Genomic DNA, 19,393 nt, shown 5'->3' with positions numbered 1-19,393 from the left:
CGGGGCACGCTCCTGGGGGATGTCGGCGCTCTAAAACGCCAGCGCCTTGGCCTGCTTCACCTGTGGCAAGGCTTGCACCTTCGCCAGCACGTCGTCCGGCACGATGCCGTCGACCTCGACCAGCGCAATCGCATCCCCACCCGCCCTGGTACGGCCGAGATGGAAGGTTGCGATGTTGATCTTGGCGTCGCCGAGCAGGCCGGCAAAATGACCGATGAAGCCCGGCTTGTCCTCGTTAGTGATGTAAATCATCGACTTGCCGAATTCGGCGTCGACGCGAATGCCCTTGATGCCGACCAGACGCGGCTTGCCGTCGGCATAGACCGTGCCCGACACCGAGCGCTCCTGCCGCTCGGTTATCACCGTGACCGTGATCAGGCTTTCGTAGTCGCTCTGCGCGGTACGGACGACTTCATCGACCGCGATACCGCGCTCCTTGGCGATGACCGGCGCCGAGACGACATTGACCGTGCCGAGCATCGGGCGCAGCAGGCCGGCGAGCACGGCCGATGTCAGCGCCTTGATCTTCATCTCGCCGACGTGTCCCTCATAGGTGATCTGCACCTTGGCGATGCCGGTCTCGGTGAGCTGGCCGGCGAACGAGCCGAGCTTTTCGGCCAATTCGATGAAAGGCCTGAGCCTGGGGGCTTCTTCCGCCGTGATCGAGGGGAAGTTGATCGCGTTCGAGATCGCGCCGTGCAACAGATAGTCGGACATCTGCTCGGCGACCTGGAGCGCGACATTCTCCTGCGCCTCAGTGGTGGCGGCGCCGAGATGCGGCGTGCAGATCACGTTGGGATGGCCGAACAGGACATTGGACGTCGCCGGCTCCTCGACAAAGACGTCGAAGGCCGCGCCCGCGACCTGCCTCGAGTCAAGCGCATCCACCAGCGCTTGCTCGTCGACAAGACCACCACGCGCGCAATTGATGATGCGCACGCCCTTTTTCGTCTTCGCCAGCGCCGCCGCATCTATGATGTTGCGCGTTTTGTCGGTCAGCGGCGTATGCAGCGTGATGAAATCGGCGCGCTTGAGCAATTCCTCGAGTTCGATCTTCTCGACGCCGATGTCCCTGGCGCGCTCGGGCGACAGGAAGGGATCGAACGCAATCACCTTCATGCGCAGGCCGATGGCGCGATCGGCGACGATCGAGCCGATGTTGCCGCAGCCGACCACGCCCAGCGTCTTGCCGGTGATCTCCACGCCCATGAAGCGATTCTTTTCCCACTTGCCGGCTTGCGTCGAAGCATCGGCCTGGGGAATTTCGCGCGCGAGCGCCAGCATCAGCGTGATGGCATGTTCGGCAGTCGTGATCGAATTGCCGAACGGCGTATTCATCACGATGATGCCCTTGGCGGTCGCCGCAGGTATCTCGACATTGTCGACGCCGATGCCGGCACGCCCGATCACCTTCAGCTTTGAAGCCTTCTCGATGATCTTTGCGGTCGCCTTGGTAGCCGAGCGAATGGCAAGGCCGTCAAAGTCGCCGATGATCGCTGCGAGCTTTTCCTTGTCCTTGCCGAGGTTGGGCTGGAAATCGACGTCGATGCCGCGATCCCTGAAGATCTGCACCGCGGCCGGCGACAGCGCGTCGGAAATGAGCACTTTGGGTTTTGTCATGGTGGTGATTCCTGAAAGCAGAATTCGATGGTCTGCTGCTGAAACCCTCTCCCCTTGCGGGTTCCACAAGGGGAGAGGGTTAAACGAAGAGGCTACGCCGCCTTCGGCAGTTGCGCCTTGGTCTCGGCAAAAGCCCAATCGATCCACTGGGTTAGCAACGCCACGTCGCTCGCCTCGATTGTCGCGCCGCACCAGATGCGCAAGCCTGCCGGTGCATCGCGGTGACCGGCAAAGTCGAAACCGGCGCCTTCCTTCTCGACGAGACCGACCATCTTCTTGATGAAGTCGATCTGCGTATCGGAAGTAAGCGATGCGACCGCGGAATCGGTGATCTTCATGCACACCGACGTGTTGGACCGGATCGAAGGCGTACTGGCGAGAAAATCGATCCAGGACGTCTTGGCCTGCCAGTCCGCCAGCACCTTGAGGTTCTTGTCGGCGCGCTCCATCAGCGCCTTCAGACCGCCGACCGACTTGGCCCAGTTCAAGGCATCGAGATAATCCTCGACGCACAGCATCGACGGCGTGTTGATAGTCTCGCCGACGAAGATGCCTTCGTTGAGCTTGCCGCCCTTGGTCATGCGGAAGATCTTTGGCAGCGGCCAGGCCGGCTTGTAGGTCTCGAGCCGCTCGACCGCGCGTGGGCTAAGCACGAGCATGCCGTGGCCTGCCTCGCCTCCGAGCGCCTTCTGCCAGGAGAAGGTCACGACGTCGAGCTTGGACCAATCGAGCGGTTGCGCGTAGGCCGCCGAGGTGGCGTCGCAGATCGCAAGGCCCTCGCGTTTGGCGCTGATCCAGTCGGCATTGGGAACGCGCACGCCCGAGGTCGTTCCATTCCAGGTGAAGACGACATCGGATGCCGGGTTGACCTTGGAGAGATCGGGAATGTCGCCGTAGGGTGCGGCGAGCTTGGTCACGTCCTTGAGCTTCAATTGATTGACGATGTCGCTGGTCCAGCCTTCGCCGAACGATTCCCACGACAAGGTCGTGACAGGGCGCGCGCCGAGCAGCGACCACAGCGCCATTTCGACCGCACCGGTATCGGACGCCGGAACGATGCCGATCCGGTAATCGGCGGGGACTTCAAGCACTTCGCGCGTCAGATCGATCGCACGTTTCAGCTTTTCCTTGCCGATCTTCGCACGATGCGAGCGACCGAGAGCTGCGTCCTTGAGATTTTGCGGGGTCCAGCCGGGGCGCTTGGCGCAGGGGCCGGAAGAAAAATGCGGCACGAGAGGCCGCGAAGCGGGCTTCGCTACAGTCATGATCTACCCTTCCAGATAGCAAGCCTCCCGTTGGGGGGAGGTGTCCCGCTATCGTGAATAGGGGAATCATGCTGAACCGTCAAGAACCTCGTCCGGCGCGATCGCCGGAGACTCTACGTCACCCCCAGGCTCTGGCTGAGCATTAAGGAGTTCGGCCGCATCGCTCACAAGCTGCGCCGCGCGACGCCGGCTCGCGACCTTCAGAACGCTTTTTTCCTCCGCCTGCACAACATAGTCGTCGCCGATCCGGACAATCGAATAGCTCTTCATTTGACGTCCCCAAGTTTACGTGCGCCGGACAGACGCCCATTGCCACGGATCGTTCCCAAGCAAAAATCCCGATGGCCGGATTAGTTTATCGAGCGTTAAGAAGATCGAACGACGAAACGCGTTCTGCAACATTCGCAACGGCAGCTTCATGCTGCGGGCAAAACTGGGGCAAGAGCGGCGCGATTGAGGCACGCTCAGCAGCGTGCCGGAGATAGTCCAAGGAATTTTTCAGAGTCACCAATCCAACGGCGCAACGACGCATAGTCATCGAGGCGAAAACCGCCTTCATGCGCTAGACGCGTATAGGCGAGCAGTGCAACATCGGCGAGCGAAAGCGCCTCGCCGACCAGAAATCGCGTTTCCGTGAGCTGTTGCTCCATCCTCGGCTAGTGGTCCGATTCCAACATTCGCATCCCTTCTGAGCGGGCACTTTTGCGAATGTTAGGATCAAAGGACCACTAGCAAACAAAAGCTTTTAGTGGAGTTTTGGATTTGACATTCGCTTGACGAATTCGCGGCCAGATGAGCAGCGAATGTCAAATCCACTCCACTATGCCGCATAGCCACGCCTGACCTTGTCAGGATCCAGATCGGAAGCCGGCCGGCCCAGATAGATCATCTGAAAACGACAAACGGCAATCGCGGGCTCATGGCTATATTGTTCCCAGAACAGCCATTCGTCCATTTTGGCTGCGGCAAACGGGTCCGCTGGAATAAGACCGCTGCCGCGGGCCAGGTAGCGAATGATGGCGTTGGATTGCGCCAGCGTACGGCCGTCGTCGAATTCGACCACCGGCACCTGCCCTGCCCTGTTCAGTTCAAGAAACCTTGCCGAGCGCGTTTCTTGCCTGAGAATGTCGATCGCAATCCAGGTGTAGGGCAGCGCGAGATGGTCGCACACCCACTTCACCTTCAGACAGTTGCCCGATTTGGTGTCGCCGTAGACTTTCATCGGCTGCCGCCCCTGACGAGGAAATGACAGAGCAACAGGCGCGGTCGATGATGTCAATAACGACCGGTGCGTCAGGCACGCCGGTCAGAACTTGTAGCCGAGGCCGAGACGCACGGTGTTGACGCTGGTGTCGACCTGATCGACGAAGCGCGCGTATTCCCATTCGGCGCGCATGAACAAGCCGCCGACCAGCTTGATATCCATGCCAAGACCCGCCGTGTAACCGTAGATCAGATGGTCGGCGGTGCCCTTGGTGGACGTCAGCGGCTGGAACGGAGTGAACGGTCCAAGAATGCTCGTGCTGGCGGCGTCCTTGACGGTTACCGATTGGGTGATGCTGGCGTTGCCGAGCGCTAACCCTCCGAACATGTAAGGGAGGAAGCAACCGAAGGCGTAGCCGGCGCGCCCGCGGAATGTAGCCATATCGCTGACGGCGATTTGCGAAGCAGAGGTGGCAGAAACGGAGTGAAAGAGACCGTCCGAAAGCGTGGTCGAGGTGGTGAAGGCTTCCGACGCTGTAGCCCTCCCACCCAGATTTCCGTGCAGATAAGACATTTCAAGGCCGACAACGACATCGTCCCATTGCCAGTTATATCCGGCAAATGCGCCGTATCCCGACGTGTGCGACGATACTTTGCCGAGTTGGAGATTGGACTGCCCTATCCCCGTCTCCGACACAACCAGGTTCGAAATCAAGGCTTCCAGCATACTGTTGGTCGAACCGTTGAAGTTCTCGGTAGAGGTTCCGTAAGCGCCCTGGCCGCCGAAGTAGAAGCCCTGCCAATTGGTGACCGGATTGTAGTCACCGACAGAGCCGCGAAGGAAATCGGGCATATCGGCGGCTTGCGCGCTCACCGACATCGCGACCATCGCCGCCGCCAACAGGACCCTACGCATCGATCACTCCCATCCACGCTTCAGAACATGGCCTGATCATCGCCCGTTAACCCTAATCAATCGTTATCGCGCGCCGTTCCAGTGCACGATCTTGTCCGAAAAGCGGGACCTGCTTTTCATTTGCGCAAAACAAAACGGCGCGGGAAACGTCACGCGCCGTTAAGAGAAGTTAAGATCGGGCTCGCTCGATCAGCCCTTGGTGATCAGGGGCGGCGCATAGGCAGGCGGGCTCCAGAGATCCCAGCGCACGCCGAGCTTCACGTCCTGCGAGGTGATGTCGTGGAACTGGAACACATGGCCGCCTGCCGAACCGTCGAACGCGCGGTCGACGCCGGTGGTGCCGTTGCCGAGATTGACGTAGCTGTAGCCCAGTTCGATCGCCATATCCGGAGTGACCTGGTAGGCGAGACCGGCGTGCAACGCCCACGCAAAATTCCACTGCGACCCGGTCTGAGCCGAAACCAGGCTCGGGCCGACACCGCCACCGGCGAGCGAACCCACACCTTGATCGAGGAAGTTCGAGATCTGCACCCGCGCAGTGCCGATGCCGGCGCCAACGTAAGGTGTGATGCACCACCACGTGCCGAGGTCAGCATAGGCGTTGGCCAGGAATAGCCATTCGGACTTTCTGGCGGTGTAAACGTCAGAACCGAAACCGGTGGTGCCGCCGTTCGGGAAGCTGATCAGATCGAGCCCATGGAAATTGGCGCTGCCGCGATATTCGCCGGTGATGTCGGCGCGGAACCAGTGATTGAACTGATAGCCCGCACCGATCTGATAGATCCCGCCGGTGTCGAAGCCGGTCGTTTCCTGGAACGAGTTCAATCCGGAATAGAGCGCGGCATTGGTGTTGCGGATGCTGCTGACGCTCTGGTTGCTGAATCCAATATCGCCGCGCAGATACCAACCGCCGAAATCGGCGATCGGGGGCGCATAAGGCATCGGCGGAGGCGCGATCGCCATGTCGGCGGCGGATGCCATCGACGACAACAAGGATGCCGCTCCGGCGATAACGAAAAATTTTACACCACGCATAACCTTCGTCCTTTTGGCCCGTGAGGCAGACAGCCCCACATCAAAACTCACGCCGGGACGATGGCACCAAATGCTTAAACGCCGCTTAACCCTAATTTTTAAGGTTGATATTTCTCCAACAGAATAGCTGAAGATTTTCCCTCGCCCAAAATTGGCGAGGGCCGTCACAATCGCTAATGATGTATGAATGTGCGCGCGGCGAACCGCGTGTAGTAAATGCTACCGCGGCCCTTGTTGCATCTTCGGCAGAAACACTGCGAGCAATCCGATCGCCGGCAGGAACGCGCAGACCTGATAGACGAAGGCGATGCTGGTGTGGTCGGCCAGCCTGCCGAGCAGCGCCGCGCCCAGGCCGCCGATGCCGAACGCCACACCGAAGAACACGCCTGAGATCATGCCGAACCGGTGCGGCACCAACTCCTGCGCAAACACGATGATCGACGACGTGGTCGAGGAAATGATGAGACCGATGAAGACCGTCAGCACCGCACTCCCCGCCAATCCAGCGTAAGGCAGCGCCAGCGTGAACGGCAGCGCGCCGACGATCGAGAACCAGATCACGATCTTGCGGCCGAAGCGATCGCCGAGCGGACCGCCGAAGAAAGCGCCGACCGCATTCGCAGCCAGGAAGATGAAAAGATAAAGCTGCGCGGCCTGTGTCGAAACGCCGAAACGCTCCATCAGATAGAAAATGTAGTAGCTCGACAGGCTCGAGACGTAGAGCTGCTTCGATATCAGGAGAACCACCAGCACCGCGAGCGCGATCAACACGCGTCGTTGTGACGGCGTATCGGGATGCGAAGCGAACGCGGCGGTCTTCCTGGCTTTGATGATCTGCGGCTGGTACCACTGACCGATCTTCCACAGCACGACGATGGCAAGAAACGCGATCGAAGAGAACCAGGCGATCGAGGGCTGGCCGAACGGAACGACAATCAACGCCGCCAGCACCGGCCCCATCGAGGTGCCGAAACTGCCGCCGAGCTGAAACACCGATTGTGCAAAGCCATAGCGGCCACCCGAGGCCAGCCGCGCAATCCGCGCCGACTCGGGATGAAACACCGCAGAGCCGAGACCGATCAGCGCCGCCGCGGCCAGGATCACGACATACTGATGGGCGACGCTGAGCAGCAAGAGACCGAAGAAGGTCGAGGACATGCCGATCGACAGCGAAAACGGCTGCGCCTTCTTGTCGGTGAAATGCCCGACCAGCGGCTGCAGCAGCGAGGCCGTGAACTGGAACGCCAGCGTGATCATTCCGATCTGCGCGAAGTCGAGCGCATAGCTGTCCTTCAGGATCGGATACACCGATGCGATCAGCGACTGCATGGTGTCGTTGAGGAAGTGCGAGAAGCTGATGCCGGCAAGGACAGTGTAAGCGGGGCCGGCGGCGCTCGCCGTCAGTGCAGGCGAAGCGCCGTCGACGATGACCGGCTCGGTCTGGGTTTTCTCGGAAACGACAACAGGCTTGTTCAACGGATCATTCCGGGCAAATGCAATGCGCCCTACCTATGCCGATGGCGGTCTTGCGACCACCGCCAATAGAAAATGGCAGCGATGCGCGAGGTGAATTTAGAGTGTTGCAGAAGGATCGACTCCCTCGTGTCCCGGACGCGGCGCAGCGTGCAGCGCGGCTCCGCTGAGCCGAGACCTAAGCGGCACAATGGACCCCGGATCAGCAGCGCACCACGTCGAAACAACGACGTGGCTCGCGCAGCAGCCGGGGAACGCCTCAACTGCGAGCGTCAGGCGGCTGCCTGACCGAGTGCGGAAACGATGTGGTCGACCACTTCCTCGACCAGCAGGCGATCGTCGCCCTCACCCATCACGCGGATCACAGGCTCCGTTCCGGAGGAGCGCACCAGAAGCCGGCCATGGCCGTTGAGCCGTTTCTCGCCGTCATCGATCGCCGACTTCACGTCGGCATTGTCGAGCGGCTTGCCCGAACGATAGCGCACGTTCTTCAGGATCTGCGGCAGCGGATCGAAACGGTGGCAGACCTCGGACACCGGGCGGCGCAGCCTTTGCACGACCGCCAGCACCTGGAGCGCCGCGACAAAACCGTCGCCGGTGGTCGCGTAGTCAGACAGGATGATGTGGCCGGATGGTTCGCCGCCGAGATTGTAGCCGCCGGCGAGCATGCGCTCTAGCACGTAGCGGTCGCCGACCGGCGTGCGAATGAGTTCGATGCCGTGCCCTTCGAGAAAGCGCTCGAGACCGAGATTGGACATCACGGTTGCGACGATGCCCGGCTTCGCCAGACGGCCGTCTTCCTTCCAGCTCTGCGCAATCACGGCGAGCAACTGATCGCCGTCGACCAGATGTCCGCGCTCGTCGACCAGGATCACTCGATCGGCGTCGCCATCGAGCGCGATGCCGATGTCGGCGCGCAGTTCACGCACCTTGCGGCTCAACGCCTCCGGCGCGGTCGAGCCGCATTCCTTGTTGATGTTGAAGCCGTCGGGCTCGACGCCGATCGAGATGACATCGGCGCCCAATTCCCACAAGGCTTCCGGCACGACCCTGTAGGCGGCGCCGTTGGCGCAGTCGACCACGACGCGCAAGCCATCGAGGCTGAGGTCACGCGGCAGCGTACGCTTGGCGAATTCGATGTAGCGGTCGTGAACGCCGTCGATACGGCGGGCGCGCCCGAGGCTTGCGCTCTGCGCCAGACGGCGGTCGAGCGATTCATCGAGCAACTGCTCGATCTGCTTTTCGACGTCGTCGGACAGTTTGAAGCCTTGCGGCCCGAACAGCTTGATGCCGTTGTCCTCGAACAGGTTGTGAGAGGCCGATATCATCACGCCGAGGTCGGCGCGCATCGACTTGGTCAGCATCGCGACCGCCGGCGTCGGCATCGGGCCGACCAGCAGCACGTCCATGCCGACGGAGGTGAATCCCGCCACCATGGCGTATTCGATCATGTAGCCGGAAAGGCGGGTATCCTTGCCGATGACCACGCGATGGCGGTGCTCGCCGCGCAGAAACACGAGTCCCGCGGCCTGCCCCACTTTGAGCGCGAGTTCCGGTGTGATCAGGCCATTGGCGAGGCCCCGAATCCCGTCCGTTCCGAAATATTTGCGGCTCATACAACCCCCAGCACCACCCGCACTTCCTCGCGGCCATGGCCGGGAAGCCGGGTTGTCAGCCCCAATGCTAACGTCGAACCGGGTTATAATGCCTCTGCGGCTAAAATGACTTCAAAAAATATGATGAATCATTTCCTGTGAGGTGCCCGCAATAGGTATAACATATTGACAATAAACATGCTTTTCTTCACCGTCAGAAACGACTCGGGAACTTCAGCCCTTGCGCTTCAGCCGGCCGTCTTCCCGGGATGGGGCTGGCTGGATGACATTGACCGGGTCGGAACCCGGAAAAGTCTCCTCCAGACCTTCCTCCAACGCGTCTTCGAGCGCCTCGTCACGGAATTTCTTGGCGGGTTTGTCGGCGTGGGAGGACTTCGTGTGCGGTCCGGTCATGGGAATGTCCTCTGCTTGATGTTGCGCGGGCACCAGTGTGGTCGATTTGACATTCGCTTCAATATCGCCGCGAGTCCTCAAAGCGAATGTCAAATCCAAGACCACACTGAAGATTATAGTAGTTAGTGGTCCCTTAGTTCTAACATTCGCAAAAGTGGCTGCCGAGCAGAGATGCGAATGTTAGAACTGGACCACTAGCCATGGTAGATGACAACCAAAGTGCCAAATACAATACAAGCCCGGGCCGGAATACGTCCATGAAACACATCACCTGCATCGAGGATCTCCGCGAGCGCCACCGCCGCAATGTTCCCAAGGCATTTTTCGATTATTGCGATCGCGGTTCCTATGCCGAAGAGACGCTGCGGGCGAACCGCGAGGATCTGCAAGCGATCAAGTTGCGCCAGCGCATCCTGGTCGACGTCTCCAAGCGCGATCCTTCGACAACCATTTTGGGCGAGCCGGCGTCGCTGCCGCTGATCCTCGCGCCGGTCGGCCTCACCGGCATGCAGTACAGCGACGGCGAAATTCATGCCTGCCGCGCCGCGCAGGCTGCGGGCATTCCCTACACGCTGAGCACGATGTCGATCTGTTCGATCGAGGATGTCGCCGCCAGTGTCGACAAGCCATTCTGGTTTCAGCTCTACGTCATGAAGGACCGCGGTTTCATCAAGGCGCTGATCGAACGCGCGATGGTTGCCAAGTGCAGCGCGCTGGTGCTCACCGTCGATCTCCAGGTGATCGGGCAGCGCCATGCCGATATCAAGAACGGCATGACCGTGCCGCCGGAATGGTCGCTGTCGAAACTGGTCGATTTCGCCACCAAGCCGGCCTGGGTCGCCGGCGTGCTGCGCGGCAAGCGCCGCACCTTCGGCAATCTCGTCGGTCATTTGAAAGGCACGGACGACATCACCGCGCTCGGCACCTGGATCGGAACGCAATTCGACACCACGTTGAACTGGAAGGATGTCGAATGGGTCCGCAGCATCTGGCCGGGCAAGCTGGTTCTCAAGGGCATTCTCGACGCGGAGGATGCCAACGAGGCCGCCAAGACCGGCGCCCAGGCGCTTGTCGTTTCCAACCACGGCGGCCGCCAGCTCGATGGCGCGCCGTCCTCGATCGCCGCGTTGCCGGAAATCGTCGATGCGGTCAGCGACAAGATGGAGGTGATGTTCGACGGCGGCATTCGCTCTGGCCAGGACGTGGTGCGGGCGCTTGCGCATGGCGCCAAATCCTGCATGATCGGCCGCGCCTATGTGCACGGCCTCGGCGCCTATGGCGGCCCCGGCGTCACCAAGGCGATCGACATCATCCGCAACGAGCTTTTGACCACGATGGGGCTGTGCGGCGTCAACACCATCGCCGAAATCGACGACCACGTGATAGCGGTGTAGGCTACTCGCTGTCATGCGCGGGCCATAGCCGTTCGAAGAACGGCGTCGCTTTCGCTCGCCTATGCCCGCGCATCCATCATTTTTGCAAAATTCACTGAAGTCGGATGGATTGCTGGAACATCAAGCCCGGCAATGACCGAAGGCAATTCCACCGAGTCATTCCGGGACGCGCAAAGCGCGAGCCCGGAATCTCGAGATTCCGGATTCGTCGCCATCGCGACGCTCCGGAATGACGTCTTTGTCTACGCACGCGTAGACAAAGACGTCACATCGGCGGGGTGATGCCGTTGAGGCCGACGCCGATGCGGTTGGTCTCGAGCGAGCCGTCGTCCTTTTTCTTGGCGCCGAAGATGATGATCTTGGCGCCCGGCTTGATCTCGGATTTTTCACCGCCGACGAATGCGACGATCGGCGTACCCGGCGGCACCACGACCTTCTTCTCGCCGTCCTTGTACTTGACCTGGATATCATGGCCATCGACGCTGGCAACAGTCTGCGCGACGGTGGCATTGGTCATCGTCGAATTCGGACGCAGATCCCAGGGCTTGAAGCCTTCGGACGCGCCGCGCATGGCTTCCGGGAAGATGTGAACGGCGAGCGCCTTCTGGCTGCCGTCGGGCTGCGGCATCGCCGACACGCCGATGTAGCTGCCCGGCTTGATCTCCGATAGCGACGTCTTGGCGATGCCGATGACGCCGATATCGTCGGTCATGTTCACTTTCACATCGGTGCCCTCGCGGGTCTTGATGTTCAGCGTCTTGCCATCGATGCTTTCGATGGTGCCGCGGATGCGCGTGGGTGTCGGCGACTGCTGGGCCCAGGCGCTCGATATGAGCACGGAGACGGCGGCGAGCGAGGCCACAAGCGAACGCGGCAGCCAGGAAGAAGATTTCGGCATGGTCTGTCCCTCAAAGGTTTAGGCCGGAACTGCGAATAAAGGGGAATACCCCGCCAAAGCGGGGTTATTCCGGACCGGCGGGGAGCCTGGTCCTGCTATACTTACGCAGGACGCGGCGGGGTCGTTACATCGGCGGCATCAGGCCGTCGTGTCCTACGCTGACGCGGTTGGTTGCGCGCGATCAAACGCCCCTGAGATCGGCCTCGACCAAAGCCCGCAATTCGGCCGTCACTTGTGGCCGTTGCCCGAACCACAATTCAAAGCCGCGCATCGCCTGATGCAGGAGCATCCCGAGGCCGTCGGCCACTCTCAGCCCGCGCGCGCGTGCCGCCTGCAACAAGGCTGTATCGAGCGGGACATAGACAAGATCGGCAACGATCGCCTCGCGCGGAAGCAGGCCGACATCAACATCAAGCGTGGGCTGGCCGTGCATGCCGAGCGAGGTGGTGTTGACCAGCAGGCCTGCTTGCGGCAGCACCCGATTGATTTCATCCCACGGAATTGGTCTCACGGACGCTCCGAACTGATCCGCCAGCGCCTGCGATCGCTCGGCAGTCCGGTTGGCCAGATGAATGCGCTTGATGCCGCGCTCAAGCAGTCCAAACACCACCGCGCGCGAGGAACCGCCGGCGCCTAACACCAGTGCATCACCAGCGGCATCCCAGCCCTTCGCAGATGCATCGAGGTTGCCGACAAAGCCTTCGATATCGGTATTGGTCGAGCGCAATTCGTTGCCGTCGTACCACAGCGTGTTGGCCGCACCGACCGCGCGCGCCCGCGCATCGGGCGTCGTCAGCGCCAGCGCGCGTTCCTTGTGCGGGATGGTGACATTGGCGCCGACAAAGCCGTGCACCGTCAGATGCTGGACGAACTCCGCAAAACCTTCCGGCGGAATCGCTTCGATGCTGTAGCCGCCCTCGATGCCAAGTTGACGCAACCAGTAATGATGGATCAGCGGCGAGCGCGAATGCGCCGCCGGCCAGCCGATCAGACATGCTGCGCGAGACTTGGTAATAGAGGCCATCAATCGATCCTGTTGCGGCGTCGCCGCGGTTCATTCCCCACATCGGCCAACACGGTTTCCGAGTCAATGGCGAGTCAATGCCGCGGGCGGACGCCGGCGACAACCGCGCCGAGCGCCAGCGCGAAACCGGCGGCAAACCAGACCGCCGATAGCTTGATCCAGAAATAGGCCAGCGCGCCGCAAGCCGATCCCAGCACCAGTGCCGCCCATAGCAAGAGATTAGGCATCCAGGCCCAGCGCTGTCCGCCACTCAACGCTGCGCCAATGAGTTGTCCGACCTTGACCAGAGCACCGGTCACGTAAGTGAGCCCGAGTCCGCCGCCGCCGTCGATCTGAAACACGGCGTTTTCCAGCCCCATCGCCAGCACGATCGCCGCGATGGCGAGCGGGGAATGGCCGTGTTCATAAGAGAGCCCGGCCGCCGCCAGCAACAGAGCTTCGGTGACGAGCACCCAGGCCTGCCGATAAGCACTGCGTCCGAGCACGATGACGCTGCCCGCCGCCGCACCTGCCACGAACAGCACGATCAGGCCCAGCGCAATGCCCGCGTTCGACCAATTCGCCTTCGCAATGCTGACACCCAGCCGCGTCGAGTTGCCGCTCATGAACGAGACGAACAGACCGCCGAGGTGAATGTAACCGATGCCGTCGACATAGCCGGCGAGCGCGCTCAACGTACAGGCCAGTGCAATATCACGGCGTGATTCAAGCATCGGGAAACACGATCAAAGGAATGGACAACGACAAATAAATGCGCGCCGCCCTCGCCGAGACAAGAGCGGCGCGTCAGTGAAATCAACCGGCAATCAGGCCGCGACGCGATGGGCGGCGATGATCTGGTCGGCGGCGCGCCCCGTCACCTCGGCCATGCGGTCGAACTGCCGCGTGAAGCTGCCGGCACCTGCCGTGGCCGATCGCAGTTCAACGATCAGTTCGCCGATCTCGGCCTCCGGCATCATCGCGCGCACGCGATCCCATCCCGGCCAGCCCTCGCGGGTGTCGAAGCCGAGAATTTGTCCGCGCCGTCCCGACAGGATGGCGTTGATCTTCGCGGTCGCATCCGTCGGGCAGACAATCTCGACGATATGGATCGGCTCCAGCAGCACCGGCTGGCACTGCGGCAGCGCTTCGCCAAGGCCGATCCGCGCCGCGGTCCGGAATGCAAGGTCAGACGAATCCACGCTGTGGTAGGAGCCGTCGGTCAGCGTCACCGCAACGTCGATAACCGGGAAGCCGAGCGGTCCGCGCAGCAAGCCGTCGACGACGCCTTCCTCGACGGCCGGAATGTAATTCCGCGGCACCGCGCCTCCGACGACCTTCTCGTGGAACTCGAAGCCGGTACCGCGCGGCAGCGGCCTGATATCGAGCACGACGTCGCCGAACTGACCGTGACCGCCGGATTGCTTCTTGTGCCGGCCGCGCTGGGTGATCGGCTTGCGGATGGTTTCCTGATAGCCGATCGCAGGCGGATGCGATTTGACATTGATGCCGAACCGATCGCGCAAACGCTCCAGTGCAACGCGCAGATGCATTTCGCCCTGCCCCCACAGCACGCTGTCGTGAGTATGCGGATTCTGAACCATGGTCAAAGACGGATCTTCCTCGTTCAGCCGCAGCAAGGCCTGGCCGAGCTTGACGTCGTCCTTTCGGTCGGCGGCCGCGACCGCCATCGCGAGCACCGCCGCCAATGGTTCAACCTGGACCAGCGCCTGTGGCGCGGTCTTGCCGCTCGACAGAGTGTCACCGGTCTTCGCCGTATCGAGCTTGCCGAGCGCGACGGTCTCGCCGGCTTCGGCGGACGAGCGCTTGTTGTCCTGGCCGACGTGAAGCACCGAGACGCCCGACACACGCCCGGCTTCGCCCGAAGAAGCATGCAGCGTGGCGCCATCGTCGAGCCGCCCCGTGAGCACGCGCGCATAGGACAGCTTGCCGCCGTGCTGCAAATGCACGGTCTTGAAGACATAGGCGAGCATATCCTTCGACGAAGCAGCGCCGAGCCGCTTGGCGGTTTCAGCGACGCCCGGCGCCTCATGCCGCAGGGCCTTCATCAGGCGCAGCACGCCGTTCTCGCGCGCGGCGGAGCCGAGCAGCACCGGACAGATCTGCCCTTCGCGCAGTTCGCGGGCGAGGTCGTCGAACACGGCATCGCGCGGCGGCGCGATGTCCTCGAGCAGCTGCTCCATCAGCGCATCATCGTGATCGGCGAGCTTTTCCAGCATCGAGAAGCGCGCTGCCTTCTCGCGGTCGAGGTTGCCGCCGTCGAGCGTGATGACTTCGGACGCCTTGTGCTCGCGATAGACGAAAGCGCGTTCGAGCGCGAGATCGACAAAACCTTCGATGAGGTCGCCGTTCCAGATCGGGATCTGGCGCAGCACCAGCGGAATGCGTGACGCCGGCTGCAGGGTCGCGAGCGTTTCGCGGATGCGCTTGTTGGCGCGGTCGATCTTGTTGAGAAACAGGAAACGCGGAATGTCGAAGTCTTCCAGCTCGCGCAGGATGATCTGAAGCTGCGGCAGCTTCTTCTCGTCGGCCTCGCAGACCACGACCGCGGCGTCGACGGCGGGAAGGACCGAGCGCATGTCGTGTGCGAATTCAACCGAACCGGGACAATCGATAAAAGTGTAACTATCGCCCATGAAGCTGGTGGTGACAGCCGTTAACGCAGTGCCCATCTTGTGATGGCGGGCCTCCGGGCTGGAGTCGCCTACGGACGTTCCGGAATCGACGCTACCGGCGCGCGAGGTGGCGCCCGTTCGCGCCAGTATTGCTTCAAGAAGTGTAGTTTTACCGCTTTGGAAAGGGCCCACCAGCGCGATGCACCGTGGACCTCGGGGACTTCTGACGTCTTGTCCCATTGCCGCCTCCTCATGTGGAGCTCGGCCCGTGATTGGGTCGGCAACAGCGTATGCTCTTCCTCCGTCATCGATTTGGCAAGGAGGAAAATCGCTGCGGTGCATCGACCAACGCATCGTTCCGCACCGCCCCGTGGCGAGGCGGCGGATCGAGAAATCGTCAGCCTTATCTGCCGGGACGGAGTTCCAGACTTTCCAAACCGGCAGCGACACTCAGACCAACCTGACCTTGCAGGCTGAGCGGCTGAAGCGCGATCGAATTGTTGGAGCCGCCGACCAGTACGTTGCCGCCAGCGCCCACACCGATAGCCGCGCTGCCGTGCGCGCCGGCATAGTTGCCGGAAAGATCGCCCGAACCGAGCCACTTCGTCGGCGCGAATACGCCCCACGCAAGCGCGGTCTCCTGCGTGATGCCGAGATCGACGCCGACCTTTCGAATGGTGGCGACGTAGAAGTCGTCAGGCCTGCCGTTGACGCGGAGCACACAGCCGAGATTGGTGACGGACCCCACGATGAAGCCGATGCTCGCCCCGCCCCGGCATTCCAGCACGCCGACCTGGATGCGATCCGGTTGCTGGGCAGATGCGCCGGTCACGGACGCAGCAAGCGTAGCGGCGGCAATGCCGGCAAGAATGATGAAACGACGCATGAAGAAATCTCCGACCAAAGATGTGATGCGAGTCGAAAAGACGAACGCGGACCCAGGCAATCGAGAGGGCGCGCATCTTCTCTATGGCATAAGTTTGGCGTTAGCTCCAGACAGCGCGGCGCAGGACGAAGTCGTGCACCGCAGATCCGGGGTCCATGTTGGCGGATCCCGGCTCTGCGGTGCAGCGCCAAGAGGCGCTGCTGCCCGCGCGTCCGAGACACGGAGAGATTTTCTTGCCCTAGCGCAGATTGCCGCAGAAACGCTGGATGCGTTTGCAGGCGTCCTCGAGGTCCGAGGTCTTGGTGGCGTAGGAGATGCGGAACGCCGGCCCCAATCCGAATGCCGAGCCCTGCACCACCGCGACGCCCTCGCTTTCCAGAAGCTCGGTGACGAAGTCCTGGTCGTTGCCGAGCACGTTGCCGGACGGCGCGGTCTTGCCGATCGTGCCGGCGCAGGACGGATAGACGTAGAAGGCGCCTTCCGGCCGCGGACAATCGATGCCCTTGGCCTGGTTGAGCATCGACACCACGAGGTCGCGCCGCTCCTTGAACACCTTGTTGTTCGCCGGAATGAAATCCTGCGGACCGTTGAGCGCCTCGACCGCGGCCCATTGCGCGATCGATGACGGGTTCGACGTCGACTGCGACTGGATCGTCGACATCGCCTTGATCAGCGGCACGGGACCGCCGGCATAGCCGATGCGCCAGCCGGTCATGCAATAGGCTTTGGAAACGCCGTTCACGGTCAGCGTGCGATCGTACAGCTTCGGCTCGATCTGCGCCGGCGTCGTGAACACGAAGTCGTCGTAGACCAGATGCTCGTACATATCGTCGGTCATCACCCACACCTGCGGATGCTTCACCAACACATCGGTGATCGCCTTCATTTCGGCGCGCGTATAGGCCGCGCCGGTCGGGTTCGACGGCGAGTTGAGTATGATCCACTTGGTCTTCGGCGTTATCGCCTTCTCGAGGTCAGCGGGTTGCAGCTTGAATCCGTGCTCCGCCGTGCAAACGATGGAAACGGGTTCGCCGCCGGCGAGCGCCACCATCTCCGGATAGCTCACCCAATACGGTGCGGGGATGATCACCTCGTCGCCGGGATTGATGGTCGCCATCAGCGCATTGTAGAGCACCTGCTTGCCGCCGGTACCGACGATGATCTGGTTCGCCTTGTAGGACAGTCCGTTCTCGCGTTCGAACTTGGCGGCGATCGCCTGCTTCAGCTCGGGGATGCCGTCGACCGCAGTGTACTTGGTCTTGCCGGCCTCGATCGCGTGGATCGCCGCGAGCTTGATATTGGCGGGCGTGTCGAAGTCGGGCTCGCCGGCGCCAAGGCCGATCACGTTGCGCCCCGCCGCTTTCAGCTCGCGTGCTTTATCCGTGACCGCGATGGTCGCGGACGGCTTCACACGGTCAAGCGCAGCGGACAGGAAGGGCATCATGATCTCCTGGCAAACGTCGTGTGCTCAAAAGCAGCACGACTCGAGTTGAGTGGAATGCACGCCACAGTAAGACCAGGCCCGTAGCATCGCAAGAAGCTTGCGCCAAAAGGCCAAACTTTAGGGATCGTTAAACGACCCCCGTTAACTTCTCGCGCAACATTCATAAAATTCTGCGGCGAAATGGCTCATTTCTGGCAAGGCCTGCGATCTGGCGATTGGCTGACGCGCCCGCGCATGCGCAATTACAGCCTGATCCTGCTCGCCCTCTACGCCGTTGCGACGATGGTCTGGATCGGCCTGTCGGACGGCCTGATCGACCGCAACGGCAAGCCGATCGGAACCGACTTCTCGAGCTTCTATGCCGCCGGCTCGCTCACGCTCGAGGGACACGCGGCCGATGCCTACGCGCCGTCCGCCCATCACGCCCGCGAGCAGAGACAGTTCGGCGAAAAGACGCCCTACTACAGCTGGAATTATCCACCCGTCTTCCTCCTCATCGCAGCAGCACTTGCGCTGTTACCCTATCCGCTCGCGCTGGCGCTGTTTCAGGCGGCCGGCCTTGCGCTCTACCTCATGGTCATCGCGGCGATCCTTGCGCCGGCGCGTCGGCGAGATCCCGTGTTCGCGCGGAACTGGCTGCCGGCGGCAGCGGCCTTTCCCGCCGTCTTCATCAATCTCGGTCATGGTCAGAACGGCTTTATGACCGCAGCCCTTCTGGGAGCCGCACTGGTGACGCTGGAGCGACCGGTTGTCTCGGGCCTGTGCATCGGTCTACTTTGTTACAAGCCGCAATTTGCGCTCGTTATCCCCATCGCGCTACTCGCCGCCGGCCGATGGCGGGTGATTGCTTCCGCCGCGGCAACAACGATGGCGCTTGTGGCGTTTTCCTGGCTCTTCTTCGGCACCGATGCGTGGACGGCATTCCTGGCTTCGACCGAAATGTCTCGCAAGGTCCTGCTGGAGCACGGCAGCGTCGGCTTCGAGAAATTGCCGAGCGCGTTTGCAGCGGTGCGGATGTGGGGCGGTAGCGTCCTGCTGGCCTACTCGGTGCAAGCCACGCTCAGCATAGCGCTTGCTGCCACGCTCGCCTGGCTGTGGCGCAGCGATGCCGCTTTCGAACTCAAGGCCGCGGCGCTGGCCGCGGCAAGCCTGCTCGCAACGCCTTATATGCTCGACTATGACCTTGTGGTTGCCGGTCTTGCGATTGCCTATCTCGCGCGACTTGGGCGCGCACGCGGATTCCGCAGCTTCGACATCAGCCTGTTGGCCGCGGCCTGGATCGTACCGTTGCTTTCGCGCGGCATCGCCAAGATCACAGGCATTCCGCTCGGCCTGTCGGTCCTCCTGCTGCTTTACGCCGCGATCCTCCATCACGCCCTGGACGATCGAAAGCCGAGCCCACTTGGCGCGCCATCGGCCGCGGCCGCGTAGGCTAGTACCGCCAATCTGAGTCCCTGCACCACAAGCGTCGAATTCGATCGGGGACTTCAGCGTCCTGGTTTGAATTCCGGTATTGCGTGGATTCCGGCCCTTCCGCCTTGTGGCTACTGTTAGCGAATCGCGGTACCGCCCTCGTGCGCTGAACCGCAATGCCCGGCGGCGGCCTCAAGG

At 61.8% G+C, this 19,393-nt stretch carries 16 protein-coding genes and 2 pseudogenes; 2 read left to right on the top strand and 16 right to left on the bottom strand.

The genetic code is table 11. The features are described 5' to 3' along the window. Positions 1-30 precede the first annotated feature (30 nt). From serA to M6D32_RS07225, 10 genes and pseudogenes are all read right to left on the bottom strand, one after another. On the bottom strand, positions 31-1,620 hold the full coding sequence (gene serA, locus M6D32_RS07270) for a phosphoglycerate dehydrogenase (protein WP_298254825.1): 1,590 nt from the start codon (positions 1,618-1,620) through the stop codon (positions 31-33). 92 nt (positions 1,621-1,712) lie between these two features. Next, positions 1,713-2,885, bottom strand: a complete 1,173-nt coding sequence (locus M6D32_RS07265) for a phosphoserine transaminase (RefSeq protein WP_298254823.1) — start codon at positions 2,883-2,885, stop codon at positions 1,713-1,715. 66 nt (positions 2,886-2,951) lie between these two features. Beyond that, a complete protein-coding gene (locus M6D32_RS07260) occupies positions 2,952-3,155 on the bottom strand; it encodes a hypothetical protein (RefSeq protein ID WP_298254821.1) in 204 nt (67 codons plus the stop codon). A 194-nt stretch (positions 3,156-3,349) separates the two neighbouring features. Continuing rightward, positions 3,350-3,538, bottom strand: a pseudogene (locus tag M6D32_RS07255) (glutathione binding-like protein); the annotation flags it as partial. Positions 3,539-3,708: 170 nt separating this feature from the next. Then, positions 3,709-4,107: pseudogene (locus tag M6D32_RS07250) on the bottom strand (glutathione S-transferase N-terminal domain-containing protein); the annotation flags it as partial. Positions 4,108-4,191: 84 nt separating this feature from the next. After that, positions 4,192-5,004 (bottom strand): outer membrane beta-barrel protein, encoded by an 813-nt coding sequence (locus tag M6D32_RS07245; protein ID WP_298254818.1) that lies wholly within the window; start codon positions 5,002-5,004, stop codon positions 4,192-4,194. Positions 5,005-5,193: 189 nt separating this feature from the next. Next, positions 5,194-6,039, bottom strand: a complete 846-nt coding sequence (locus M6D32_RS07240; protein ID WP_298254817.1) for an outer membrane beta-barrel protein — start codon at positions 6,037-6,039, stop codon at positions 5,194-5,196. Between the two features lie 219 nt (positions 6,040-6,258). After that, a complete protein-coding gene (locus M6D32_RS07235; RefSeq protein WP_298254815.1) occupies positions 6,259-7,515 on the bottom strand; it encodes an MFS transporter in 1,257 nt (418 codons plus the stop codon). Between the two features lie 269 nt (positions 7,516-7,784). Beyond that, entirely contained in the window at positions 7,785-9,128 is a 1,344-nt protein-coding gene (gene glmM, locus M6D32_RS07230) for a phosphoglucosamine mutase (protein ID WP_298254813.1), read from the bottom strand. Positions 9,129-9,341: 213 nt separating this feature from the next. Next, on the bottom strand, positions 9,342-9,521 hold the full coding sequence (locus M6D32_RS07225; protein ID WP_298254811.1) for a hypothetical protein: 180 nt from the start codon (positions 9,519-9,521) through the stop codon (positions 9,342-9,344). Between the two features lie 257 nt (positions 9,522-9,778). Between M6D32_RS07225 and M6D32_RS07220 the strand changes: the two genes are divergently transcribed. Continuing rightward, positions 9,779-10,915, top strand: a complete 1,137-nt coding sequence (locus M6D32_RS07220; protein WP_298254809.1) for an alpha-hydroxy acid oxidase — start codon at positions 9,779-9,781, stop codon at positions 10,913-10,915. Between the two features lie 265 nt (positions 10,916-11,180). Here the strand turns inward: M6D32_RS07220 and M6D32_RS07215 are convergent, their stop codons facing one another. The 6 genes from M6D32_RS07215 to M6D32_RS07190 form a co-directional block, all read right to left on the bottom strand. Beyond that, entirely contained in the window at positions 11,181-11,813 is a 633-nt protein-coding gene (locus M6D32_RS07215) for a hypothetical protein (RefSeq protein ID WP_298254807.1), read from the bottom strand. 181 nt (positions 11,814-11,994) lie between these two features. Continuing rightward, a complete protein-coding gene (locus tag M6D32_RS07210) occupies positions 11,995-12,837 on the bottom strand; it encodes a shikimate dehydrogenase (RefSeq protein WP_298254805.1) in 843 nt (280 codons plus the stop codon). Positions 12,838-12,911: 74 nt separating this feature from the next. Further along, a complete protein-coding gene (locus M6D32_RS07205) occupies positions 12,912-13,550 on the bottom strand; it encodes a YoaK family protein (RefSeq protein ID WP_298254803.1) in 639 nt (212 codons plus the stop codon). Positions 13,551-13,643: 93 nt separating this feature from the next. Beyond that, entirely contained in the window at positions 13,644-15,692 is a 2,049-nt protein-coding gene (locus M6D32_RS07200; RefSeq protein ID WP_298254801.1) for an elongation factor G, read from the bottom strand. A 163-nt stretch (positions 15,693-15,855) separates the two neighbouring features. Beyond that, the gene (locus tag M6D32_RS07195; protein WP_298254799.1) at positions 15,856-16,338 is read right to left on the bottom strand and encodes a DUF992 domain-containing protein; all 483 of its coding nucleotides are present in this window, start codon (positions 16,336-16,338) and stop codon (positions 15,856-15,858) included. A gap of 238 nt (positions 16,339-16,576) precedes the next feature. Further along, a complete protein-coding gene (locus tag M6D32_RS07190) occupies positions 16,577-17,779 on the bottom strand; it encodes a pyridoxal phosphate-dependent aminotransferase (RefSeq protein ID WP_298254797.1) in 1,203 nt (400 codons plus the stop codon). 237 nt (positions 17,780-18,016) lie between these two features. On the opposite strand from M6D32_RS07190, the gene M6D32_RS07185 reads away from it, so the two are divergent. Continuing rightward, entirely contained in the window at positions 18,017-19,213 is a 1,197-nt protein-coding gene (locus M6D32_RS07185; RefSeq protein WP_298254795.1) for a glycosyltransferase family 87 protein, read from the top strand. Positions 19,214-19,393: the final 180 nt, after the last annotated feature.

This window comes from Bradyrhizobium sp. (assembly GCF_027307225.1).
Taxonomy (GTDB): Bacteria; Pseudomonadota; Alphaproteobacteria; order Rhizobiales; family Xanthobacteraceae; genus Bradyrhizobium.
Note: the sequence above shows the minus strand (reverse complement) of the source record. Positions and strands in the feature narration are given on the sequence as shown.

Coding starts and splice junctions, on each gene's coding strand:
- serA (WP_298254825.1), bottom strand. CDS start 1,620: ATGACAAAACCCAAAGTGCTCATTTCCGACGCGCTGTCGCCGGCCGCG.
- M6D32_RS07265 (WP_298254823.1), bottom strand. CDS start 2,885: ATGACTGTAGCGAAGCCCGCTTCGCGGCCTCTCGTGCCGCATTTTTCT.
- M6D32_RS07260 (WP_298254821.1), bottom strand. CDS start 3,155: ATGAAGAGCTATTCGATTGTCCGGATCGGCGACGACTATGTTGTGCAG.
- M6D32_RS07245 (WP_298254818.1), bottom strand. CDS start 5,004: ATGCGTAGGGTCCTGTTGGCGGCGGCGATGGTCGCGATGTCGGTGAGC.
- M6D32_RS07240 (WP_298254817.1), bottom strand. CDS start 6,039: ATGCGTGGTGTAAAATTTTTCGTTATCGCCGGAGCGGCATCCTTGTTG.
- glmM (WP_298254813.1), bottom strand. CDS start 9,128: ATGAGCCGCAAATATTTCGGAACGGACGGGATTCGGGGCCTCGCCAAT.
- M6D32_RS07225 (WP_298254811.1), bottom strand. CDS start 9,521: ATGACCGGACCGCACACGAAGTCCTCCCACGCCGACAAACCCGCCAAG.
- M6D32_RS07220 (WP_298254809.1), top strand. CDS start 9,779: ATGAAACACATCACCTGCATCGAGGATCTCCGCGAGCGCCACCGCCGC.
- M6D32_RS07215 (WP_298254807.1), bottom strand. CDS start 11,813: ATGCCGAAATCTTCTTCCTGGCTGCCGCGTTCGCTTGTGGCCTCGCTC.
- M6D32_RS07210 (WP_298254805.1), bottom strand. CDS start 12,837: ATGGCCTCTATTACCAAGTCTCGCGCAGCATGTCTGATCGGCTGGCCG.
- M6D32_RS07205 (WP_298254803.1), bottom strand. CDS start 13,550: ATGCTTGAATCACGCCGTGATATTGCACTGGCCTGTACGTTGAGCGCG.
- M6D32_RS07200 (WP_298254801.1), bottom strand. CDS start 15,692: ATGGGACAAGACGTCAGAAGTCCCCGAGGTCCACGGTGCATCGCGCTG.
- M6D32_RS07195 (WP_298254799.1), bottom strand. CDS start 16,338: ATGCGTCGTTTCATCATTCTTGCCGGCATTGCCGCCGCTACGCTTGCT.
- M6D32_RS07190 (WP_298254797.1), bottom strand. CDS start 17,779: ATGCCCTTCCTGTCCGCTGCGCTTGACCGTGTGAAGCCGTCCGCGACC.
- M6D32_RS07185 (WP_298254795.1), top strand. CDS start 18,017: ATGCGCAATTACAGCCTGATCCTGCTCGCCCTCTACGCCGTTGCGACG.